Below are 320 nucleotides of genomic sequence, written 5' to 3'. Positions count from 1 at the left end.
CGTCCAGCGCCTGCGCCGTCAGGCGCGGCATGAGCCACACGACCGCCAGATCGGTTTCCACATCCAGAACCACTGTTCCCTTGGCGGTGCCGCGTTTCAGACGCCCGACGCCGAGCGCCAGATCGGCGAAGGACCGGGCGACGGTGCGGGCGAAGAGGCTGCCTTCGCCGGTCAGCACGACATGGCGGGCATGACGCTCGAAAAGTTCCACGCCCAGTTCCATCTCCAGATTGCGCACGTGGCGGCTGACGGCGGCATGGCTGACGCCCAGTTCGTCCGCCGCCGCAGCGAAGCTGCCATGCCGGGCAGCGGCCTCGAAG

At 68.8% G+C, this 320-nt stretch carries 1 protein-coding gene; it reads right to left on the bottom strand.

Translation table 11 applies throughout. From position 1 onward, the window contains the following. On the bottom strand, nt 1-320 hold a 320-nt coding region (locus EOB59_RS35090), incomplete at both ends, for a LysR family transcriptional regulator (protein WP_128290317.1).

It is taken from the genome of Mesorhizobium sp. M7A.F.Ca.MR.176.00.0.0 (assembly GCF_004023165.1).
Lineage (GTDB): Bacteria > Pseudomonadota > Alphaproteobacteria > Rhizobiales > Rhizobiaceae > Mesorhizobium.
The sequence above is the reverse complement of the archived record's forward strand: the minus strand, read 5'-3'. Positions and strand labels throughout refer to the sequence as shown.